The sequence below is a fragment of the Halanaerobium sp. MA284_MarDTE_T2 genome (assembly GCF_003337245.1).
GTDB lineage: Bacteria > Bacillota > Halanaerobiia > Halanaerobiales > Halanaerobiaceae > QPJE01.
The window spans coordinates 53,364-72,942 of sequence record NZ_QPJE01000002.1; the positions used below are offsets into that span (position 1 = coordinate 53,364).

18 protein-coding genes are annotated in these 19,579 nt (G+C 35.9%); 1 reads left to right on the plus strand and 17 read right to left on the minus strand.

Features of this window, described 5'->3' with window-relative positions:
• From DFR78_RS01480 to DFR78_RS01525, 10 genes are all read right to left on the minus strand, one after another.
• A complete protein-coding gene (locus tag DFR78_RS01480; protein ID WP_114457170.1) occupies positions 1–474 on the minus strand; it encodes a (2Fe-2S)-binding protein in 474 nt (157 codons plus the stop codon).
• Positions 467–1,342, minus strand: coding sequence for a xanthine dehydrogenase family protein subunit M (locus tag DFR78_RS01485; RefSeq protein WP_114457076.1), 876 nt, complete (start codon positions 1,340–1,342; stop codon positions 467–469). Before DFR78_RS01485 ends, DFR78_RS01480 begins: the two co-directional genes overlap by 8 nt.
• Before the next feature lie 2 nt (positions 1,343–1,344).
• On the minus strand, positions 1,345–3,636 hold the full coding sequence (locus tag DFR78_RS01490; protein ID WP_114457077.1) for a xanthine dehydrogenase family protein molybdopterin-binding subunit: 2,292 nt from the start codon (positions 3,634–3,636) through the stop codon (positions 1,345–1,347).
• Positions 3,637–3,936: 300 nt separating this feature from the next.
• Positions 3,937–5,283, minus strand: coding sequence for a uracil-xanthine permease family protein (locus DFR78_RS01495; protein ID WP_233486936.1), 1,347 nt, complete (start codon positions 5,281–5,283; stop codon positions 3,937–3,939).
• A 164-nt stretch (positions 5,284–5,447) separates the two neighbouring features.
• A complete protein-coding gene (locus tag DFR78_RS01500; protein ID WP_114457078.1) occupies positions 5,448–6,431 on the minus strand; it encodes an ornithine carbamoyltransferase in 984 nt (327 codons plus the stop codon).
• Between the two features lie 104 nt (positions 6,432–6,535).
• Positions 6,536–7,774, minus strand: a complete 1,239-nt coding sequence (locus DFR78_RS01505) for a YgeY family selenium metabolism-linked hydrolase (RefSeq protein ID WP_114457079.1) — start codon at positions 7,772–7,774, stop codon at positions 6,536–6,538.
• Between the two features lie 167 nt (positions 7,775–7,941).
• Positions 7,942–8,496 carry a helix-turn-helix domain-containing protein gene (locus DFR78_RS01510; protein WP_114457080.1) on the minus strand — a complete coding sequence of 185 codons (555 nt, stop codon included), beginning with the start codon at positions 8,494–8,496 and terminating at the stop codon, positions 7,942–7,944.
• Positions 8,493–9,746: a threonine synthase gene (locus DFR78_RS01515; protein WP_114457081.1), complete on the minus strand. Its 1,254-nt coding sequence runs from the start codon at positions 9,744–9,746 to the stop codon at positions 8,493–8,495. Before DFR78_RS01515 ends, DFR78_RS01510 begins: the two co-directional genes overlap by 4 nt.
• Positions 9,747–9,792: 46 nt before the next feature.
• Positions 9,793–11,265: a pyridoxal-phosphate dependent enzyme gene (locus DFR78_RS01520; protein WP_114457082.1), complete on the minus strand. Its 1,473-nt coding sequence runs from the start codon at positions 11,263–11,265 to the stop codon at positions 9,793–9,795.
• 381 nt (positions 11,266–11,646) lie between these two features.
• Positions 11,647–12,057: an OsmC family protein gene (locus DFR78_RS01525; RefSeq protein WP_114457083.1), complete on the minus strand. Its 411-nt coding sequence runs from the start codon at positions 12,055–12,057 to the stop codon at positions 11,647–11,649.
• A gap of 325 nt (positions 12,058–12,382) precedes the next feature.
• Between DFR78_RS01525 and DFR78_RS01530 the strand changes: the two genes are divergently transcribed.
• The gene (locus DFR78_RS01530) at positions 12,383–12,817 is read left to right on the plus strand and encodes an OsmC family protein (protein WP_114457084.1); all 435 of its coding nucleotides are present in this window, start codon (positions 12,383–12,385) and stop codon (positions 12,815–12,817) included.
• 319 nt (positions 12,818–13,136) lie between these two features.
• Here DFR78_RS01530 and DFR78_RS01535 read toward each other — a convergent pair whose 3' ends face one another.
• The 7 genes from DFR78_RS01535 to DFR78_RS01565 all read right to left on the minus strand — a co-directional run bounded on the left by DFR78_RS01535 (position 13,137) and on the right by DFR78_RS01565 (position 19,576).
• Entirely contained in the window at positions 13,137–13,763 is a 627-nt protein-coding gene (locus tag DFR78_RS01535) for an MliC family protein (RefSeq protein ID WP_114457085.1), read from the minus strand.
• 162 nt (positions 13,764–13,925) lie between these two features.
• Positions 13,926–14,405, minus strand: coding sequence for a 23S rRNA (pseudouridine(1915)-N(3))-methyltransferase RlmH (rlmH, locus tag DFR78_RS01540; protein ID WP_114457086.1), 480 nt, complete (start codon positions 14,403–14,405; stop codon positions 13,926–13,928).
• The gene (locus tag DFR78_RS01545; protein WP_114457087.1) at positions 14,395–15,210 is read right to left on the minus strand and encodes an MBL fold metallo-hydrolase; all 816 of its coding nucleotides are present in this window, start codon (positions 15,208–15,210) and stop codon (positions 14,395–14,397) included. Before DFR78_RS01545 ends, rlmH begins: the two co-directional genes overlap by 11 nt.
• Positions 15,211–15,213: 3 nt before the next feature.
• Entirely contained in the window at positions 15,214–15,861 is a 648-nt protein-coding gene (locus DFR78_RS01550; protein ID WP_114457088.1) for a redox-sensing transcriptional repressor Rex, read from the minus strand.
• A gap of 147 nt (positions 15,862–16,008) precedes the next feature.
• Entirely contained in the window at positions 16,009–17,961 is a 1,953-nt protein-coding gene (metG, locus tag DFR78_RS01555; RefSeq protein ID WP_114457089.1) for a methionine--tRNA ligase, read from the minus strand.
• 27 nt (positions 17,962–17,988) lie between these two features.
• Positions 17,989–18,849 (minus strand): 16S rRNA (cytidine(1402)-2'-O)-methyltransferase, encoded by an 861-nt coding sequence (rsmI, locus tag DFR78_RS01560; RefSeq protein ID WP_114457090.1) that lies wholly within the window; start codon positions 18,847–18,849, stop codon positions 17,989–17,991.
• Position 18,850: 1 nt separating this feature from the next.
• The gene (locus DFR78_RS01565; protein ID WP_114457091.1) at positions 18,851–19,576 is read right to left on the minus strand and encodes a tRNA1(Val) (adenine(37)-N6)-methyltransferase; all 726 of its coding nucleotides are present in this window, start codon (positions 19,574–19,576) and stop codon (positions 18,851–18,853) included.
• Positions 19,577–19,579 lie beyond the last annotated feature (3 nt).

A 19,579-nucleotide genomic window follows, 5' to 3' on the forward strand; every position in this document is an offset into this window, starting at 1 on the left:
CTAGTTCCCCCATTCAGCTGCTGCAGCTTCTACTGCATCAATAATCTGCTGATATCCCGTACAGCGGCATAAATTCCCTTCTAATGCAGTTTTTATTTCTTCTTTACTTGGATCTGGATTTTCATTAAGCAGAGCAAGAGCTGACATCAGCATACCCGGTGTACAGAATCCACACTGTACAGCCTGATTGTCTATAAAAGCTTTCTGCAGAGGATGTAATCCTCTTTTACTCTCAAGCCCTTCCACAGTTATAATCTTACTTCCATCCACCTGAGCAGTTAAAACCATACATGAATTAACAGCTTTATCATCAACTATAACTGTACAGGCACCACACTCTCCTACACTGCACCCTTCCTTTGTACCGGTCAGTTTAAGCTGTTTTCTTAAAGTATCTAATAGCCGTTCTTTAGCTGTAACCTCAACTTCGTATTTTTCCCCATTTACAGTTAGTTCAACATTTACTTTATCCATCATAACCAGCCTCCTCCTTAACACAGCTCAGTGCTCTTTCCGCCAATTTACTCAGGGCAGGTCTTTTATATGGTGTTGACCATCTTTCTCCTGTTATTTCTACCATTGCATCTGCTGCCATTTTTCCTGTTTCAGCTGGATCTATCTCTGCCAGAAGCTTTCCTTCCAGATAATCATCAATTTTCTTAAAAGGAGTAGGATATGGTGTAGCAGCTCCAGGTACTAAATGAGCTTTTTTTATTACACCATCTTCTATAACAGTCAGAAAAGCCAAACATAACCGAGAAATATTTAATGCTTTTCTGCGGCCTATCTTCTGAAAATTACAGTAATATTCTCCTGCTGGAATTTTAAACACAACTTTTTCCAGCAGTTCATCATTTCTAATATGTGTTTTATATGGTCCTTTTATAAAATCTGTTATTTTTAAATTTCTTTTCCCTTTTTGTGATCTCAATACTACTTCTGACTCAAGTGCCAGCAGAGGTGCAAAAAGATCGGCTGCAGGAGATGCATTACAAACATTTCCACCTACAGTACCTCTATTTCTGATCTGAGTTGACCCAATATCTTTAGCTGCCGCAGTTAAAAACGGAATATTTTCAGCAAAAAATTTATTTTTGAGAAGCCGGCTGTGTGTAACAAGACTCCCAATTTCCACTTTGTCTTCAGCTATTTTTATCTCCTTTAATTCTTCTATTCCAGAGATATCCAGCAGATAGTCAATCATTTCTAAGTCTCTGCTTTCTTTGTGCAGTTCTACCAGAACATCGGTGCCACCAGCAATGATTTTAACATTATTTTTATCTGCCAGTATTTTAAGTGCTTCTGCAGCCGTATTTGCTTTAATAAACTGATAATCTATCACAATTACTTACCTCCTTTGTGGAGAGCTCTACCTATTAAAACTCTTTCTAAATTAAGCGGCAGTGATCTAATTCTCCTGCCTGATGCCTGAGCCACCGCATTTGCAATTGCTGCACTTCCCAACTCCAGAGTTGGTTCTCCTATTGATTTTGCACCAAATGGCCCAACTGGATCCGGATTTTCTACAATAATCGGTTCTATCTCCGGCATATCTTTTATAGTTGGAATCAGATATTCATCTAAATTGGTATTTTTAATTTTTCCTTTATTAACTTCAACCTCTTCCATTATTCCATAGCCAAGACCCATCACTACTCCACCATATACCTGGCCTTTAACATTGGCCGGATTGATTGCTCTCCCTACATCATGTGCAGCTGTCATATTTGTTACCGATAACTCGCCTGTTCCTGTATCAACTTCTACTTCGGCAATCTGGCAGCCGTAAACATATGTGAAATAGGGATTACCAGTTCCTTTTTCTTCATCCCAGGAAATTGCAGGCCCTTTGTACCAGCCATATGCTGATAGCATAATACCCTGATTTCCCATTTCGCCCACAATATCTTCAAATGTGGCGAGGCGGTTTCCTTTTCCATCATAGATAAATCCTTCTCTTATATCAACATCATCTAAATCTAAATCAAATTTATCAGCACAAAATGCATCTATTGTGGCTCTCAACTTTTGTGCTGCATCTTTAATTGAATTTCCTCCTACTAAAGTTGCCCTTGAAGCAACTGTTGAACCACTGTCAGGAGTAAAGGTGGTATCAATTTCCATATAATCTATATTTTTCATTGTTATTCCTAATACTTCAGCTGTTATCTGAGAAAAAATAGTTTTTAATCCTTGCCCATTTTCGGCAAGTCCACTGTAAACCGCTACACTTCCATCTTTATTTATCTGTATTAGAGAAGCTGCTGCATCAATAGCTTCAGCACCAAGACTGCAGCCTCTAAAACTTACTGCAAGACCTATACCTTTCTTTATATCACCCTTCTGTTCTTTACTGTATTCCAAATATTTTTCTTTATAATTTGATTTCTCCACTGCTTTTTTTATTACTTCTTCTAAACTAACTGTATGTGTGTCAAGCTTTTGCCCACTGGCTGTAATTGAATTTTGTCGATAGATATTTTTTAATCTCAATTCTAAAGGGCTGATATCTAATTCTTTAGCAAGTTCATCCACTAGTGATTCCTGAGCAAAAATAACCTGAGGAGAACCATAACCCCTCATTGCTCCTGTATAGGGATTATTGGTATAATATCCATAGACATCAGTTTTAACATTTTCTAACTCATATGGTCCTGTAGCCTGCACCACAGAACGCCAGGTTACAAATGGTGTCTGACATGCATATCCACCACTATCGGCAACTGCTTCTATTTCCATCGCTGTTAGTTTACCATCTTTTGTTGCCCCAACTTTATATTTAAGCTGATATGGGTGACGTTTATAACTTTCAGTAATAGATTCTTCACGGCTATTTACCATCTTTACCGGCTTTTTTAAATCAAGTGCCATTACTGCTGCTCTGGCAGCCATTGCAGAAACTACTTCATCTTTCCCACCAAAAGATCCACCAATATGATTCTGTATAACTCTAACTTTACTTAAATTAGTATTTAAAACTACAGCAACAGCAGTCCTTGTTGCATATGGGTTCTGGATTGAACCATAAATTGAAATAAGATGATTTTGATCTTCTGGAACAGCAACAACGGCTTCTGGCTCTATATAGCTGTGTTCTATAAACTGTGTTTTATATTCCCTTTCTAAAATTATATCAGCTTTTTCAAAACCATTTTTTACATCACCTTTCCTTAATGGATGATGTATTACCTGATTATCTTCCTTGTTCTCATGTAATTTTTGTACACCTTCTGCTCTTGCATCCACTGGATCAAAAATCCCTGGAAGTTCTTTATATTCAACCTCAATCTTCTTTAATGCTTCTGCCGCCTGCTCTTCAGTTTCTGCAGCCACCATTGCAACCCCATCACCAGCAAGTACTACCCTGTCTTTTGCCAGCACCTGCTGGTCCTGAACAATTACGCCAAATAAATTATTGGGAATGTCATCGGCTGTATATACTCCTTCAACACCCGGCATTTTCTCAGCTTTAGAAACATCTATTGCTTTAATCTCCGCATGTGGATATTCTGATCTCAATACTTTAGCATAGACCATGTCTGCAAATTCTAAATCTGCACCAAACTTTGCTTTTCCTGTGACCTTTTCATATGCATCCACTCTTTTTACACCTTTATTAACATACTCAAATGCCATTACTGCACCTCCATAATTAAATAATTTCCAAAGTTAATCCTGAACAAAACTTTCAATATTTCTCTTCAAATTCAAACTTTTTTCTTTATCTAAATTTTTATCCACATTATTAAACAGAAGAACTTTCTCCATTTTTGCCTCAAGACGAGGCATTTATCTCAATTACAGTTGAGAGAAATGTTAAAATGGAAAAAGTCCATACATTAAAAATTTACTATATTCAATTCTCTATTATTTATTATATAACAAAATATTTTTAATTAACAGATTTTTAGTATAATTTTTTCCACCTGCCAGCTGCTAGCAGATTCTTTCCTCATCCTTCTGAGGCAGCAGTAAGTTTAAGACAATTGCAATTATTGCTCCCACTGTAATTCCAGAGGATAAAACTGTAGAGATAACTTCTGGCAGCTGAGCCACAACATCAGGTCTAAAGGTTACACCAAGGCCGAAACTTAAAGCAATAGAAAGAATAAATATTTTTCTATCTGTCAGTCCTCCTCGAATTACTATTTTCATACCTGATGTTGCAACCATACCAAATAATGCAATTGTTGCACCACCTAAAACTGGAGAAGGCATAACACTTACCAGTGCACCAATTTTAGGAATAAATCCAAGTAAAAATAAAATTCCTGCTACAGCAACACCAACTACTCTACTTCCCACTTTGGTAATCTGTATAACTCCAATATTCTGACTGAATGTTGAATTAGGCAGAGAATTGAATATTGAAGCAATTGCACTACCTACTCCATCTGCAAGAATCCCACCGCTGAGCCTTTCAGTATGAATTTCTCCTTCTACTGGTTCACCTGAAACCTCTGCAACTGCAGTCAAATCTCCAATAGATTCAACTGTTGTTATTATATAGGCCATAACCCAGGGAAGAAGATGACCCCAGCTAAATGACATTCCATATTTAAATGGCATTGGAATTGTTATCCAGCCTGATTCAGCTACCTGTGTTAAATCCACCAGACCCAGTGGAATAGAAACTATATAACCTGCAATTAAACCTATTGCTACAGCTCCAACTTTTATCAAACCTTTTCCAAATCTATTTGCTATAATTATAATCACTAAAACAAAAGAACCTAAAAGTAAATTCTGAACAGCTCCATAGTTTTCTGCTCCTGCTCCACCACCAAAATCTGTAATTCCTACTTCCATAAGCCCCAATCCTATAAGCATAACAACTGTTCCTGTGACTACAGGTGGAAATAATTTTTTTGTCTGCTTGATAAATCTACTTAAAATCATTTCAACTGGAGAAGTTGCAAGTGTCATACCTAAAACAAGTGGTAATCCACCAGCATTGGCAGCAGAAATGGCCATTGGTACAAATGTAAAACTTGTTCCATGTACACCTAAAAGGCCTGACCCCACTGGCCCAATTTTGGTTGTCTGAATATATGTTGTAACCCCTGACACCATAAGGGCCATACTTACAAAAAAACCTGTCTCTGCAGAGCTTAATCCTGCTACACCTGCAATAATTAAAGGAGGTGTTATAATTCCTACAAACATGGCCAGCATGTGCTGAAGTCCAAGTAAAAGAGTTTCAATAAGTGGTGGGTTATCCTCTAATCTGTAGACGGTTTCTTCTTCTACTATCTCTTTACTCATATCTTTATTATTCTGCAAATTTAACCATCTCCCTCTAGTTTTTTAAATATTCAGATTAAACGGGATTAAAAAGGTCGACCTACTTCTATTATCGACCTTTTCAATAAAGTAAAGTACTTACTAAATTTATAAATTTATATTAAAAGTAAAATAACATATCTACTATTTCTTACCCGCTGTAATTATTTGCCTCCCATTGTTACTGTCATAACCGCTTTTGCAGTATGTAGTCTATTTTCTGCTTCTGTATAAACTATCGAGTGCGGGCCATCTATTACAGAATCTTCCACTTCATTACCTCTATCAGCAGGCAGTGCATGCATATACATAACATCTTCATCAGCTAAAGCCATCATCTCTTCCGTACACTTCCAGTGCCTGTTTGCTTCCAGCAGATCATCTATTACAGCATCATCCTGATTTGTAACCCAGCTTCCCCAGTTTTTAGGAATTACTATATCAGCATCTTTGTATGCCTGCTCCTGGTTATGAGTTATTGTTAATGTTCCATTATGTTTTTTAGCATTTTCTTTTGCCTGTTCAATTACCCATTCCGGCAGTTCATATCCTTCTGGATAGGCAAGTGTGACATCCATACCATAGCGTGGAAAGAGCAGTACCTGGGTTAAAGGAACAGAAATAGGTTTTTTATGGCTTGTTGCATAAGCCCAGATCACCGAAACTTTTAAATTTCTTGTATCTTTTTTCTTTTCGACGATTGTCATCAAATCAGCTAAACCCTGCATTGGGTGGTAAAGGTCACACTGTAAATTCATTACTGGTACTTTAGCCCATTTTGCCAGACTGCGCAAATATTTATTACCTATCTCCCAGAAACAGTTGCGGCAGGCTATTGCATGACCATAGCTGCCAAGAATAATACCTGTATCTTTTGCCACTTCACCGTGAGATACCTGCATAGTACTTGTATCAAGATAGTTGCCGTGTCCACCTAATTGAGCTATACCTGCTTCCATTGAATTTCTGGTTCTTGTTGACTGTTCAAAAAACATTAAAAATGCTGTTTTGCCAGTTAAATATGGAGTAGGTACCCCCATCGCAAATTTTCTTTTCAAATCAAATGATACATCCAGTAGAGTATCAATTTCGTCTTTTGTCCATTCCTGAAGTGTAATAAAGTCTTTACCAGTTAATTGAGTTTCCATCAATAAATTCCTCCTTGGATTATTTTTGTGTACCGGGTACAAAATATGTCTCTCGTACCTGGTACAAAAAAAGGGTTTTTGTACCAGGTACCGACTCTACAATTCTAGTCTAAAAGATTTTCTGTTGTTTCCGGCATTTTATCTGCATATTTATCAATATAAATTCCAGGAATCGCCGCATATACAGCTGCAGCTTTTACAAGCTCTGATTTCCATGTTTTTTCATTAGGTGCATGTGCCTGATCTTCATGTCCTGGACCAAAACCGATACAGGGGATACCATGTCTACCCATTATAGAGACACCATTTGTAGAAAAAGTCCATTTGTCAACAAGCGGCTCTTCATTAAATAATTTTTTATATGCATCAACTGCAGTCTGACACACCGGATGATCTTCTTCTATTAACCAGGTCGGAAAATAAGAGTCTATTGGATAGACTAAACCTGTGTAGGAAGGCCTTTCATAAGTATACATTTCAACTTCTGCATCTGCTGCCTGAACTGATGGGAGGTTTTTGATCTGCTGCAGTGCAAATTCCCAGCTTTCTCCAGCAGTTAACCTGCGGTCAATAGAAATACTGCATCCATCTGCTACTGCACAGCGTGATGGTGAGCTGAAGAAAATTTCCGAAACAGTTAAACTACCTTTTCCAAGAAATTCATGTTGAGTGAGGTTTGGATGCAGAGCTTTAAGTTCATTGATTATAGGTGCCATTTTGTAAATTGCATTTTCTCCTCTTTCGGGAGCAGAACCATGACAGCTAACTCCATGTGTGGTAACTTTAATTTCCATTCTTCCTCTGTGGCCCCTGTATATATTGCAGGAACTTGGCTCTGTTATAACAACAAATTCTGGTTTAATCCCATCTTCTTCCAAAATATAATGCCAGCATAAACCATCACAGTCTTCTTCCTGAACAGTACCTGTAATTACAAGTGTATAATCATCTTCAAGGCCTAAATCTTTAATGATTTTACCGGCATAGACCATAGAAGCCATTCCACCTTCCTGGTCACTAGCCCCTCGTCCAATAATTATTTCATCATCTTCATAACCTTCAAATGGATCATAATCCCATAGAGATTTATCTCCTACACCGACAGTATCAATATGTGCATCCATAGCTATTACATGGCTGCCGCTGCCAATATAACCAAGTACATTTCCCATCGGATCGATTTCTACTTTATCAAAACCCACTTTCTCCATTTCTTCTTTTATACGCTCAATAACTTTTTCTTCTCCACAGCTTTCACTGGGAAGTCTTATCATATCCCGCAGAAAAGAACTGATATCATCTCTATACTCTTCTGCTTTTTTAAGTATTTCTGCAAATTCCATTTTTGTAGGCACCTCCAAATTTGATTTACTCTAAATTCAAAACACCGGAGCTTAAGAAACTATTATAGACCAAATATCCTAAATATTATTTAATTAATATCTTTCTAACTTCCTGTAATAAAAATGTACAGAAAACATTTTTTTATCTGCATTCCTGACGATAATTTCTAAAAATTTGGTGGAGTTATGGCCGAGATAAATACCAGATCATTTTCTCCTACACTGGTTATTTTATGAGGAAGACTTGCTTTATAATATATACTGTCTCCTCTGTTTAGTTCGTATTCTTTATCACCAATTTTTATATGCATTTTCCCCTGAATAACTACAGTACATTCTTCTCCAGTATGAGAAAGCGGGTCATCTGAAGTTTCTGCCCCAGGTTCAAGTCTGGCTTCGATTACCTCCATATCTCGCTTCAAGTCTGGAGACAGAAGTTCAAAAGTAAGGTGTGAACCAGGAAAATTGAGTACTCTTCTTTCTTCCTTTTTTACAACAGAATTGTGAACTTCATCTTCTATCAGAAAGTAGAATATTGGCACGTCAAGTGCTTTAGCTATCTCTCTTAAAGCAGTAATTGAGGGTTCTGCAAGACCTCTTTCAACCTGACTTAAATAACTGGATGTTTTGCTTATCATATCTGCCAGCTGAGCCAGACTTAGACCTCTTGCAAGTCTCTTTTTTCTTATTTTTTGTCCCAGTCTTTTGTTTTCTGACTTCATACTGTCACCCCATTTTGCTTAAAAATTTCAGCCAATTTCTTAATATCAGCATCTACTACAATAGGGGCACCGGCAGCTTTTTTTCCATTTTCTACATCTTTTAGCCCATTGCCAGTTATAATAGCAGCAGCTCTCTCATTAGATTTTATAATATTGTTTTTTACTGCCTTTTTGAGACCTGCCAGTCCTGCAACTCCTGCTGGTTCTCCAAATACACCTGTTTTCCTTCCAGCAGTTCTCATCATCGCAAGAATATCTTCATCACTTACATTTATCATATCACCTTTAGAAGCTTTAACTGCACTGACTGCTTTAATCCAGTTGCGGGGCTTCCCAACAGCAATACTATCTGCCAGGGTATTTTCTTTTTCTACTGCAAGTTTGTTACCTGTTTTAAAAGATTTTGTTATGGGGGCACATCCTTCTGCCTGTACACCAAGCAGCCTAGGTATTTTATCAATAAAACCAATTTCCTTTAAATCGTAAAGTCCTTTATATGCCCCAGCTATAGTGCATCCATCTCCAACCGAAAAAATAAGCCAGTCCGGCATATCCCAATTTAACTGTTCAGCTAATTCTAAAGAAACTGTTTTTTTACCTTCAACCAGATAGGGATTGATTGCTGCATTTCTGTTATACCAGCCCCATTTTTTTATTGCTTTATCAGAGAGATAAAACGTTTCTTCATATGAACCTTTAACTGAAACAACTTCAGCACCATAAATTAATAATTGAACAAGCTTTCCACCTGGAGCTCTATCTGGAACAAAAATAACCGCTTTCATTCTTCCACCCATTGAAGCAATATTGCCGGCAAGAGAAGAAGCTGCATTGCCTGTTGATGAACAGGAAACCGTTTTAACTCCTGCTTCCTGAGCTTTAACTACTGCCAGTGCTGAAGCTCTGTCTTTCAGTGAACCTGTTGGATTTAATCCATCATCTTTTATAATGAGTTCTTCTATACCAATCTCTTCAGCAAGAGCAGGAACATTATAGATTGGAGTATTACCAACACTGAGTTTTGGCTTTTCTGTATCTGGCTCGATAGGAAGTAGTGGTTCATAACGCCATATTCTCTTATCTATGTTTTTTGACAATTCATTTTTACTCCACTCTGCTTTTATCATTTCATAATCATATTGAACATCCAAAATACCATCTTCTCCACAATCATCACACATGTATCGGTCCGGGTCTGCCTTATATGTTTTTCCACAGTTTATACAGACAAGATTATCAACATACTTCATTGGTTACACCTCATATAATATAAGTTATAGATAATAAAATTTAATTTTATAATTCTTTTAAAAGCCCTGTTCTATCATTAAACTCTTTAATCAATTCATCAATTTCTGCAGCCTGTTTGTGTAATTTGCCCCAGTAATTATCATAATCATACCACTGAGCATTTAATTCTTCTGAACTTTTGCCCTGCTGTTCTACCCAGGTATAATATTTAAGATTGTGGACTCTCATTCTTTCCTGATAACCCATCTCTAAAGTATTTTCTGTATTAATACCTTTTAGGTATTGATGATAATCTTTAATGGCATCTTCTCTTGTATATTCTCCCATTTCTTCATTCATCTCTTCTAGTCTGGATGTATATAATTCTAGAGAATCTGTTAAAACAGTAATCAACATATCATTAGCATCAAGCTCATAATATTTTGCCATCTTTATAGCTCCAACTAAATTTGCAATTCCAGAAATACCTAAAAGTTCAAGTTTAGAAATGAATTCTTCTGGAATACCCTTTTCTATTAAATAATCTCTACCTGCTTTTTCGTTAAATAATCTCAAAAGTGCCATAGTTCTATTATCATCTACTGCAACAGCCATATCTGTATTCTTAACATTATGAATCCATGGTATGTGTTTATCTCCAATACCTTCAATTCTATGTGCACCAAATCCATTGCTCAGAATTGTCGGACACTGAAGTGCTTCCCCAACTGCAAGCTTACTTGTAGGGAATACATCTTTTAGATAATCTCCAGCACCTAAGGTCCCAGCAGAACCACTTGTTGCAAAAAAGCCAAAATATCTATCATCTTCACCCATCTCATTGTTTATTACTTCTTCCATTGCAGAACCTGTAACCTCATAATGCCAGAGGTGGTTGCCCAATTCTTCAAATTGATTAAAAACAGTAATATTTTCTCTTGTTTTTCTTAGTTCCCAGACTTTATCGAAAATTTCTTTTACATTACTTTCTGTACCGGGAGTCGGTATTACTTCTCCTGCAACTTTTTTTAGCCAGTCAAATCGTTCTTTACTCATGCCTTCAGGTAAAATAGCTATAGAATCACATGCTAAAAGCTGAGAATTATATGCTCCTCCACGGCAGTAATTTCCCGTTGAAGGCCAGACTGCCTTACTGGAAGTTGGATCAAACTGTCCGGTAACTAACTGTGGAGCTAAACAGCCGTAAGTTGCCCCTACTTTATGTGCACCTGTAGGAAACCATTTTCCAACAATTGCAAAAATTCTGCTTTCTACTCCAGTTAATTCCGGGGGAAATTCTATATAATTAACTCCATCATAAAGACCACCATCTTTTACTGGCTCATTTTTCCAGGTAATTCTAAAAAGATTGTAGCTGTTTATATCCCATAGACCTATATTTTTTAATTTTTCTTTTATTTTTTTAGGTATAAGTTCGGGATTTTTCATCTGTTCAAATGTAGGCAGAATTATATTGTTCTCTCTAGCCCTTTTTATCACCTTTTTTAGCTTTTCCTCATTGATATTAAGATTTATCATCTAACTTTTCTCCTCCTCACATTAATTGTGAATTATTGTAAAATTATAAAAATTATTAAATGAAACTTAACTCTTATAATATATATTCAATGTTATTTAATAATTTCCTGCAGGAATATTTATTTTTTTTAAAAATTGAGCAGGAGAGAAATAATTAGTTTATTTCCTGACCTCACACATAACTACAGCATACCGTTTGATACAGGACGGTTCATTCCTTTAATTGTTATGCTTTAATTTTTTCACCACAATGAACACCCCTCTCTTCAGCCAGTGGTTGGCACTGCCCTTATTACCCCCCCCTGCATCAGGCTTTTACTAATCAAGCCAATATTCATGCCAGCAAACAACATAAAAACCCGGTTTTAACCGGGTTGAAAGTTAAATATTTTCTATTTCATAGCTTGAAGTAATCTCGGCATTTAAAGAACTTCTTGCTGAGCAATATTTTTCCTCTGACAATTTAATGGCTCTTTCAACTTTTTTTTCATCAAGATCTTTACCTTTTAACTTATAAGTAATATGAATTTTGGTAAATCTTTTTGGGGGCTCCGCTGCTCTTTCACCATCAATATCCATCGAAAAAGATTCTATTTTCTGCTTCATTTTATCGAGAATCATAACTATATCAATTCCAGTACATCCACCCAGACCTGTTAAAAGCATTTCCATCGGCCGCGGTCCTTTATTGTGACCTCCACTATCTGGAGATGCATCCAGAGTAATACTGTGTCCGGACGGTAAACTGCTCAAAAACTCCATATCTCCCTGCCAGTCAACATTAATTTTCATTTAAATATCCCCTTTCTTCTTTTTCATTAAGCATTTTTGAATTTTTTAGATAATCTTTTTGTGGGAAAACCATATTTTAATTTTTGCAAAAAAACATATTGTTTTTATAATACTATATTTGTTCATAATCTTAAGTTATCTGGTTAACAGCTGTATTAAATAAACACCAGTAAATTTAATTCTATATGATAATTAATGTTGTTTTACAAAAAACTAAATATTAATTCTAATACCTTAAAATAAAAAAGGGTTTTCTTAAGAATTATAGAATATATTATTTGAGATAAAATAATATATAAATTTAAATTACAGGAGGCGAATTTTTATGCCATTAGCAAAATTTTCAGTTACTTCAAAAAGTGAAAATTCAACTAAAGTTGTAGCAGAAACAAGAACAGGTTTTAAAATTATTGTTGATGAACCAAAAAATCAGGGTGGCACAAATGATGGACCAAATCCAGTAGAATATGTCCTTGCTGCTTTGAGTGGATGTCTAAATGTAGTAGGACATCTTGTGGCAAAAGAAATGGGTATTGAAATGAAAGGAATAGAGTTTGAAATCAGTGGGAAACTGGATCCAGCTAAATTTATGGGCCAGTCAGAAGAAAAAAGAGCAGGATATCAGGAAATAAATGCAACTGTAAAGCCTGACTGTGATGCAGATGAGGCAGCTCTAGAAAAATGGATTAAAGCCGTAGAAGAAAGATGCCCTGTAAGTGATAATCTTACAAATGAAACACCTGTTAATATAAGTCTTTAAGCTGTAAACAAAAAGTAATCAATTCGGCAGACTATTTCTATTTTTCTTTCTGCTGTTAATAATTATACTTTAAATTTCAATGAAAAATAATAAAGACTTTCCTCTTTTTTGCAGCTCTAAAGATAATTTTGGGGAAAGTCTATAAAATAATTTATTGCTGAAAAATCCTCTAACTAAAAAAGTTAGAGGATTTTCTTTAATGTCCAGGAAATTACACCAGATGGTTTATTGTGGATAAAATTTATGCATTCATAATTTCCGACATCAACAAAATTTAACCTTACTGTAATAAAGAAATTCGAAGGACATTTTGTTCATTCTATGATAGAAATCTGCCTCCACCAGTATAACTTTCATTAGGGAATATAATTCTCACCTGATAGGGAAGCTTTTCTCCAGTCATGGTATCTATATACTGTTTTTTAATCAGAATAACCTGAAATTTTACAGCAGGACTATCTATATAATATATTTTGTCATCTCCAGCCGGCCCAATCCACACATCATTAACTCGAGCCTGGATCTCAGTTTTTCCATAATCACCTACAAATTTCACTTCTGCATCATCTCTAATCTCAACATGCCATCCAGGTTCATTACCCACTGCCCGAAAATCAACTCCATTTTCTGCTGCTATTTGCCAGGAGTCATAGATTTTTTCATCAGAAAAAGATACCAGTTTTCCCCTTATTTCCAGCAGTCCATCATTTCCTTTAGACCAGAACATAAGGTCATCTTTTTCGTATTTAGCTCCTGAAGCAGAAACTGCAGAATCCAGAGCTATCTCCTGATCACCATTATTTATTATTAATTTTCCGTCTACATACAAAAGCTCCAGATCTATTAGATCATTTCTAAAAAGATATCTCTCTGAAGCCTGTATTCCACCTGCTAAAACAAGCATTAAAAACAAAGTTAAAATAAAAACCGAAAAAATTTTTTTCACTTATTAAACCTCCCATTAATTAATTATAATATTATATTACAGAAAACAAGTTCATGTTCATGTAAATTAAAAAATTAAATCTATTAAACACTAATTAATAAAATAGAAGCAGCTGTAGAGATGCCCCACAATTTAAAAATATAATTATTTAGATGTGTAAATTTATAGGTGATATGGTTCATTATTATTTATTTTAAATGCTCTATAAATCTGCTCCAGTATAATTAGCCTTATCATCTGATGTGTAAATGTCATGGGTGACAGCGAAAGTCTGTAATCAGCTTTATTCAGCAAATTTTTACTCAACCCGGTAGCGCCTCCAATAATAAAGGTAAAGCTGCTGCAGCCCCTAAGCTGAAGATTGTGCAGTGATTTTGCAAAACCTTTAGATGTCATTGGTTTCCCCCTTACATCAAGTGCAAATACATAACTTCTTTCAGGTATTTTATCTAAAATTCTTGCAGCTTCCTTTTTGCGTATATTTATTAAATCCTTTTCAGAAAGATTACTCCCTAAATTTTCATTTTTTACTTCAATAATCTTCAGGTCACAAAACCGCTGCAGCCTTTTTTTGAATTCTGAAATCCCATAATTTAAATAATCTTCTTTTACACTTCCCACTCCAACAATATTAATATTCATCAGCTGTATACCTTTTGTCAAGATCAAACAATTCTGTAGGTTTGTTCTGGACAGCACATTCTAAATTAAGATCTCTACCAACCTTTAGCCCAGATTTCTGTAAATTGTTATTAACAGTAATATATGCAATTTTAGGATTATTGTTTTTCTGACTCAAATGGGCAAGTACTACTGTTGGAAAGTTGCTGCCGATCAAATCTGGTAAAATATCTGCTGCAGCATCATTGGAAAGATGTCCAAACTCACTTTTAATTCTATTTTTTAGATAATGGGGGTATTTACCTGTCATAAGCATTTCCAAATCATGATTGGACTCCAGAATGAGAAAATCTGAACCGCTCAGCTTTTTTGCCGCTTCATCTGTCAGCACTCCTGTATCTGTCGCAACTGCGATTTTCTTTCCATCAGCCTGACATATATATCCTACCGGGTCAGCTGCATCATGAGAAATACTGTAAGGTGTAAAAGCAAGATCTCCAATCATAAAATCTTCGGAAAAAATATTGCAGTTTTCATTTTTTATTTTACCTAATTTTTGCTTTCCTTCTGCCCACGTTCCCTGATTAGCATAAATAGGAATATTATAGCGTCGTGACAGAATTCCTGCTCCTTTAATATGGTCATTATGTTCATGAGTTATCAGAACAGCTGAAAGGTTTTCTGGATTGAGATTCAACTTCTTCATTCTCTTCTCAATTTCTCTTCCACTCAGCCCCACATCAATAAGCACAGAATATTTTCCAGAACTTATATAAACTGCATTACCACTGCTTCCACTAGCCAGGACAGCTACTTCAGTTTTCAATTCTTACACATCCATTTCTTCCTGCCAGCTCAAATGATAGATTAAACTTACAATTCCAACGGCAAGATCTTCATTACGAACAACAATATTTTCAGGAATATACAGTCTGGTGGGTGCAAAATTCCAGATTGCCTTAATCCCTGCTGCTATCATTTCATCTGCTACTTCCTGAGCAGAATCGGCAGGAACAGAGATAATTCCTAATTTTATATCTCTCCCCTGCAGAGTTTCTTTAATAGATTGAATACTTTTAACTTCAATACCATTAATCTGGTTTCCTATTTTGCTTAAATCATTATCAAAAACTTCTACTATTTCCAAACCCATCATTTCAAAACTGCCATAATTAACAAGTGCACGCCCAAGATTACCTGCACCAACTATAACAGCCGGCCAGAGCTTATCAACTCCCAATATCTTACCAACAGATCTTTTTAATTCCTGAACATTGTAGCCAACTCCACGTCTGCCAAATTCTCCATAATAAGAAAGATCTTTCCTAACCTGTGTGGAAGGTATCCCAAGACGCCCTCCCAGATCTTTAGAAGAAACCACCTCTACTTCTTCAAAAGTAGAAAGTTTATCTAAACATCTGTAATAAAGTGGAAGTCTTTCTATAGTTGCTTTAGGTATATTATTTCTCTCTTTCACCAGTAATTCCTCCTCCGATAATTCCTCCTATTGATAGTGAAGTGAATAACTAATCCATATTATAATATTACTATACAAACTACAAAAATCCTTTTTTAACTCAAAATCAAATTAGGCCGTCAGCTTTAGACGGCCCTTATATTCAATTTATTTTACCTGACTGCCGTTTGCAATATCTGCACTAACAGTAGATAAAACCATATTACCTTCCGGATCAGATGCAGCCAAAATCATACCTTCAGATTTGACGCCAAATATCTCTGCAGGTTCCAAATTGGCAACTATCAAAATCTTTTTACCGACAACATCTTCAGCAGAATAGTGTTTAGCAATACCGGCAACAAGCTGCCTTTCTTCCAATCCAATATCTACTTTAAGTTTAATAAGCTTATTACTGTCTTCTATTCTTTCTGCCTCCACTATTTCCGCAACTCTAATATCAGTCTTCATAAATTCGTTAAATGAAATTCTATCTTTTATATTCTCCAGCTCCAAGTCATCTACCTGTTTTTCCTTTTTGACTGCAGTTCTTGCTTCAACCTTCTCAAAATATTCTTCTATATCTATCCTTGGGAAAATAGGGTCACCGTTGATAACCTTTCTACCCGGAATTAAGCCACCCCAGACAGCGTCTTTCCACACAGCAGTTTTAATTTCATTTAAATGGCCTAATTGTTCTGCTATTTTATATGGTGTTTCTGTCAGAAATGGTTTTAACATTACCGCAGTTATACGCAGTGATTCCAGCAGATTATATATCACTGTTGACAGCCTGTCTTTCTGGGCGTCATCTTTCCCTAAGATCCAGGGAGTAGTCTGATCTATGTATTTGTTTGTTCTGCGGACAAAGTTCCACAGCTCTTCAAGTGCTGCAGTATAGTGAAGTTCTTCCATCTCTTCCTCAACAATAGATTTAGTCTTTTCTGCTTTTGCAATTAAATCTTTATCAACTTCTTCTACAGTTTTTACTTCCGGAATAATACCAGCAAAATATTTTTCAACCATGGCAACAGTTCTATTGAGCAAATTCCCTAAATCGTTGGCCAGATCGGAATTTATCCTCTGAATCAAAGCTTCTGTCGAATAAATTCCATCTGAACCAAAAGCAACTTCTCTTAATAAATAATATCTAATCGCATCTCTGCCGAAATCATCAATCAGTACAACTGGATCAACAACATTTCCCCTTGATTTGGACATTTTTCCTGATTTGGTTAAAAGCCATCCATGGCCAAAAACTTGTTTGGGAAGTTCCAGATCCAGTGCCATTAAAATTATCGGCCAGATAATTGTATGAAAACGAAGTATATCCTTGCCGACAATATGAAGGTCTGCAGGCCAGTAATGTTCAAATGTTTCGGGATCAGTTTTATATCCAATTGCAGTTATATAGTTGCTGAGTGCATCAATCCAGACATAAATTACATGATCTTCATCAATGGGGACAGGGATCCCCCAGTCAAATGTTGTACGAGATACACTTAAGTCATCCAGCCCCTGTTCAATAAAATTAATCATCTCATTTTTCCTGCTTTCAGGCTGAATAAAGTCCGGGTTTTCTTTAATGTGAGCTAAAAGTTTATCGGCATATTTACTCATTTTGAAAAAATAGCTCTCTTCTTCCACCCATTCCACAGGACGGTGGCAGTCAGGACAGACTTTTTCTCCATTTTTTTCTTCAAGCTGCCTTTCTGCCCAGAATGCCTCACATGGTGTACAGTACCATCCCTTATATTTATCTTTATAAATATCACCTTTATCATAAAGCTGTTTAAATATCTTCTGGACTACCTTTTCATGTCTTTTTTCAGTTGTTCTGATAAAATAATCATAGTCTATATCTAATTTTTCCCATAAATTTTTAAAAGTGGCTACTATCTCATCCACATACTGTTTTGTATCTTTACCTGACTCTTTGGCTTTACGTTCAATCTTCTGTCCGTGCTCATCAGAACCAGTTAAAAACATGGTATCATAACCCTGCATCTTCTTAAATCGTGCTATTGTATCTGCCGCTACTGTTGTATATGCATGACCTATATGTAATTTGTCACTCGGATAATAAATTGGGGTGGTTACATAATATGTTTCTTTACTCAAATCTGATCATCTCCCACTTATAATATTTTACTGCTTATCTATTTTAATAGCCACCGCAACTCTGTAAACTTCGCTTTTTGGTAAATCCCGTAAATCGGCGACTTTTTTTATTGCTTCTTTTTTGCTAAATCCATTATTCATTAAAAGTTTTATATGCTCCAGTATACTAAGATTTTCCCACCCTTCTTCCTCTTCTTTTATTTTTTTTCTGCCGGAAACCACCACTACTACCTCACCCTTTATTTCTCTGCTATTTAATTTTTCAATTATTTCTATTGTATTACCATAAATTTTTTCTTCATGAATTTTGCTCAGCTCTCTTGCAACCATTATATCTCTTTCGGCAAGCTCTGAACTGTAATCAGCAAATTCTTTCAGAGTAGATAAAAGTCTGTAAGGAGATTCGTAAAATACAGCTGTTTTTTCTTCCAGCGATATTTCATCAATAAACCCATCTCTCTCTTTAGTTGACCTCGGGATAAAACCAAGAAAAACAAATCTGCTCAAATCAAAACCAGAAACAACCAGTGCAGAAACGAAAGCAGTTGGACCAGGCACAGGAATTACTTCAATTCCATTTTTAACTGCCATTTTAGTAATTATCTGGCCGGGATCAGATATGCCCGGCATACCGGCATCACTTACTAGAGCGATATTTTCCCCACTCTGAAGTCTTCCCAGTATTTCTTCTGCTCTCCTTTTTTCATTGTGTTCATGATAACTGATCATCCTATTTTTTATGTCAAAATAATTCAAAAGCTGTCCGGTTCGTCTTGTATCTTCTGCCGCAATTATATCAGCTTTTTTTAAAGTTTTTAATACTCTTTTAGATATATCTTCCAGATTACCCATCGGAGTACCACAGATAAATAACTTTCCTTTTTCCAAACTAACAGTCCTCTCCATAAATTTCTTTTACCTCATCAGTATAAAGATTACTCTTTTCTTTGTATATAAATAAAGCAGGATCAACACGTAAACCAGGGCTAGCTCCCTTTTTAGCCTTCATTAAAAATATATCAGACTCTTTTTGAGGCCGAGAATGCACAAATCGCATTTTCTTTGCTTGAAAATTATATCGGCTCAAAAGCTCTATAACTTCAGTCAGCCGCCAGCTTCTATAAACAAGGTAAAAATTCCCACCAAATTTAATTACACGCGATGCAGCTTTTATCACATCTTTTATGTCTGCATGAATTTCATGTCTGGCAGCTGCTATAAATTTATTCTCTTTTGTTTCTCCAGATTGAACTGGTAAATAGGGCGGATTGGAAATTACAGCATCTGCAGAACCGGCAGCAAAAACATCTTCAAGTGAACACAAATCTGCTTCTATTATATTCACACGCTCCTTAAGATTGTTAATCTCCACATTTCGGCGGGCCAGCTCAACCAGTGGTGACTGAATTTCCACACCACTGACTTTTATTCCACTGTTTTTGTATGCCAGAAGCAGAGGTATTACACCTGATCCGGTTCCCAGATCCACTACTTTATCACCAGGTCTAAACTCAGCAAAATTTGCCAGTAATACTGAATCAGTTCCAAACTTAAAATATTTATCATTTTGAATAATTTTTAGCTCATTTTCAATCAAATAGTGAGTCTCTTCCATCGC

Bases quoted from the DNA above. Each gene is read 5' to 3' on its own strand.
- DFR78_RS01510 (WP_114457080.1), bottom strand. From the start codon at position 8,496: ATGAAGTCAGAAAACAAAAGACTGGGACAAAAAATAAGAAAAAAGAGA.
- DFR78_RS01515 (WP_114457081.1), bottom strand. From the start codon at position 9,746: ATGAAGTATGTTGATAATCTTGTCTGTATAAACTGTGGAAAAACATAT.
- DFR78_RS01490 (WP_114457077.1), bottom strand. From the start codon at position 3,636: ATGGCATTTGAGTATGTTAATAAAGGTGTAAAAAGAGTGGATGCATAT.
- DFR78_RS01530 (WP_114457084.1), top strand. From the start codon at position 12,383: ATGCCATTAGCAAAATTTTCAGTTACTTCAAAAAGTGAAAATTCAACT.
- rlmH (WP_114457086.1), bottom strand. From the start codon at position 14,405: ATGAATATTAATATTGTTGGAGTGGGAAGTGTAAAAGAAGATTATTTA.
- DFR78_RS01520 (WP_114457082.1), bottom strand. From the start codon at position 11,265: ATGATAAATCTTAATATCAATGAGGAAAAGCTAAAAAAGGTGATAAAA.
- DFR78_RS01565 (WP_114457091.1), bottom strand. From the start codon at position 19,576: ATGGAAGAGACTCACTATTTGATTGAAAATGAGCTAAAAATTATTCAA.
- DFR78_RS01505 (WP_114457079.1), bottom strand. From the start codon at position 7,774: ATGGAATTTGCAGAAATACTTAAAAAAGCAGAAGAGTATAGAGATGAT.
- DFR78_RS01480 (WP_114457170.1), bottom strand. From the start codon at position 474: ATGGATAAAGTAAATGTTGAACTAACTGTAAATGGGGAAAAATACGAA.
- DFR78_RS01525 (WP_114457083.1), bottom strand. From the start codon at position 12,057: ATGAAAATTAATGTTGACTGGCAGGGAGATATGGAGTTTTTGAGCAGT.
- DFR78_RS01500 (WP_114457078.1), bottom strand. From the start codon at position 6,431: ATGGAAACTCAATTAACTGGTAAAGACTTTATTACACTTCAGGAATGG.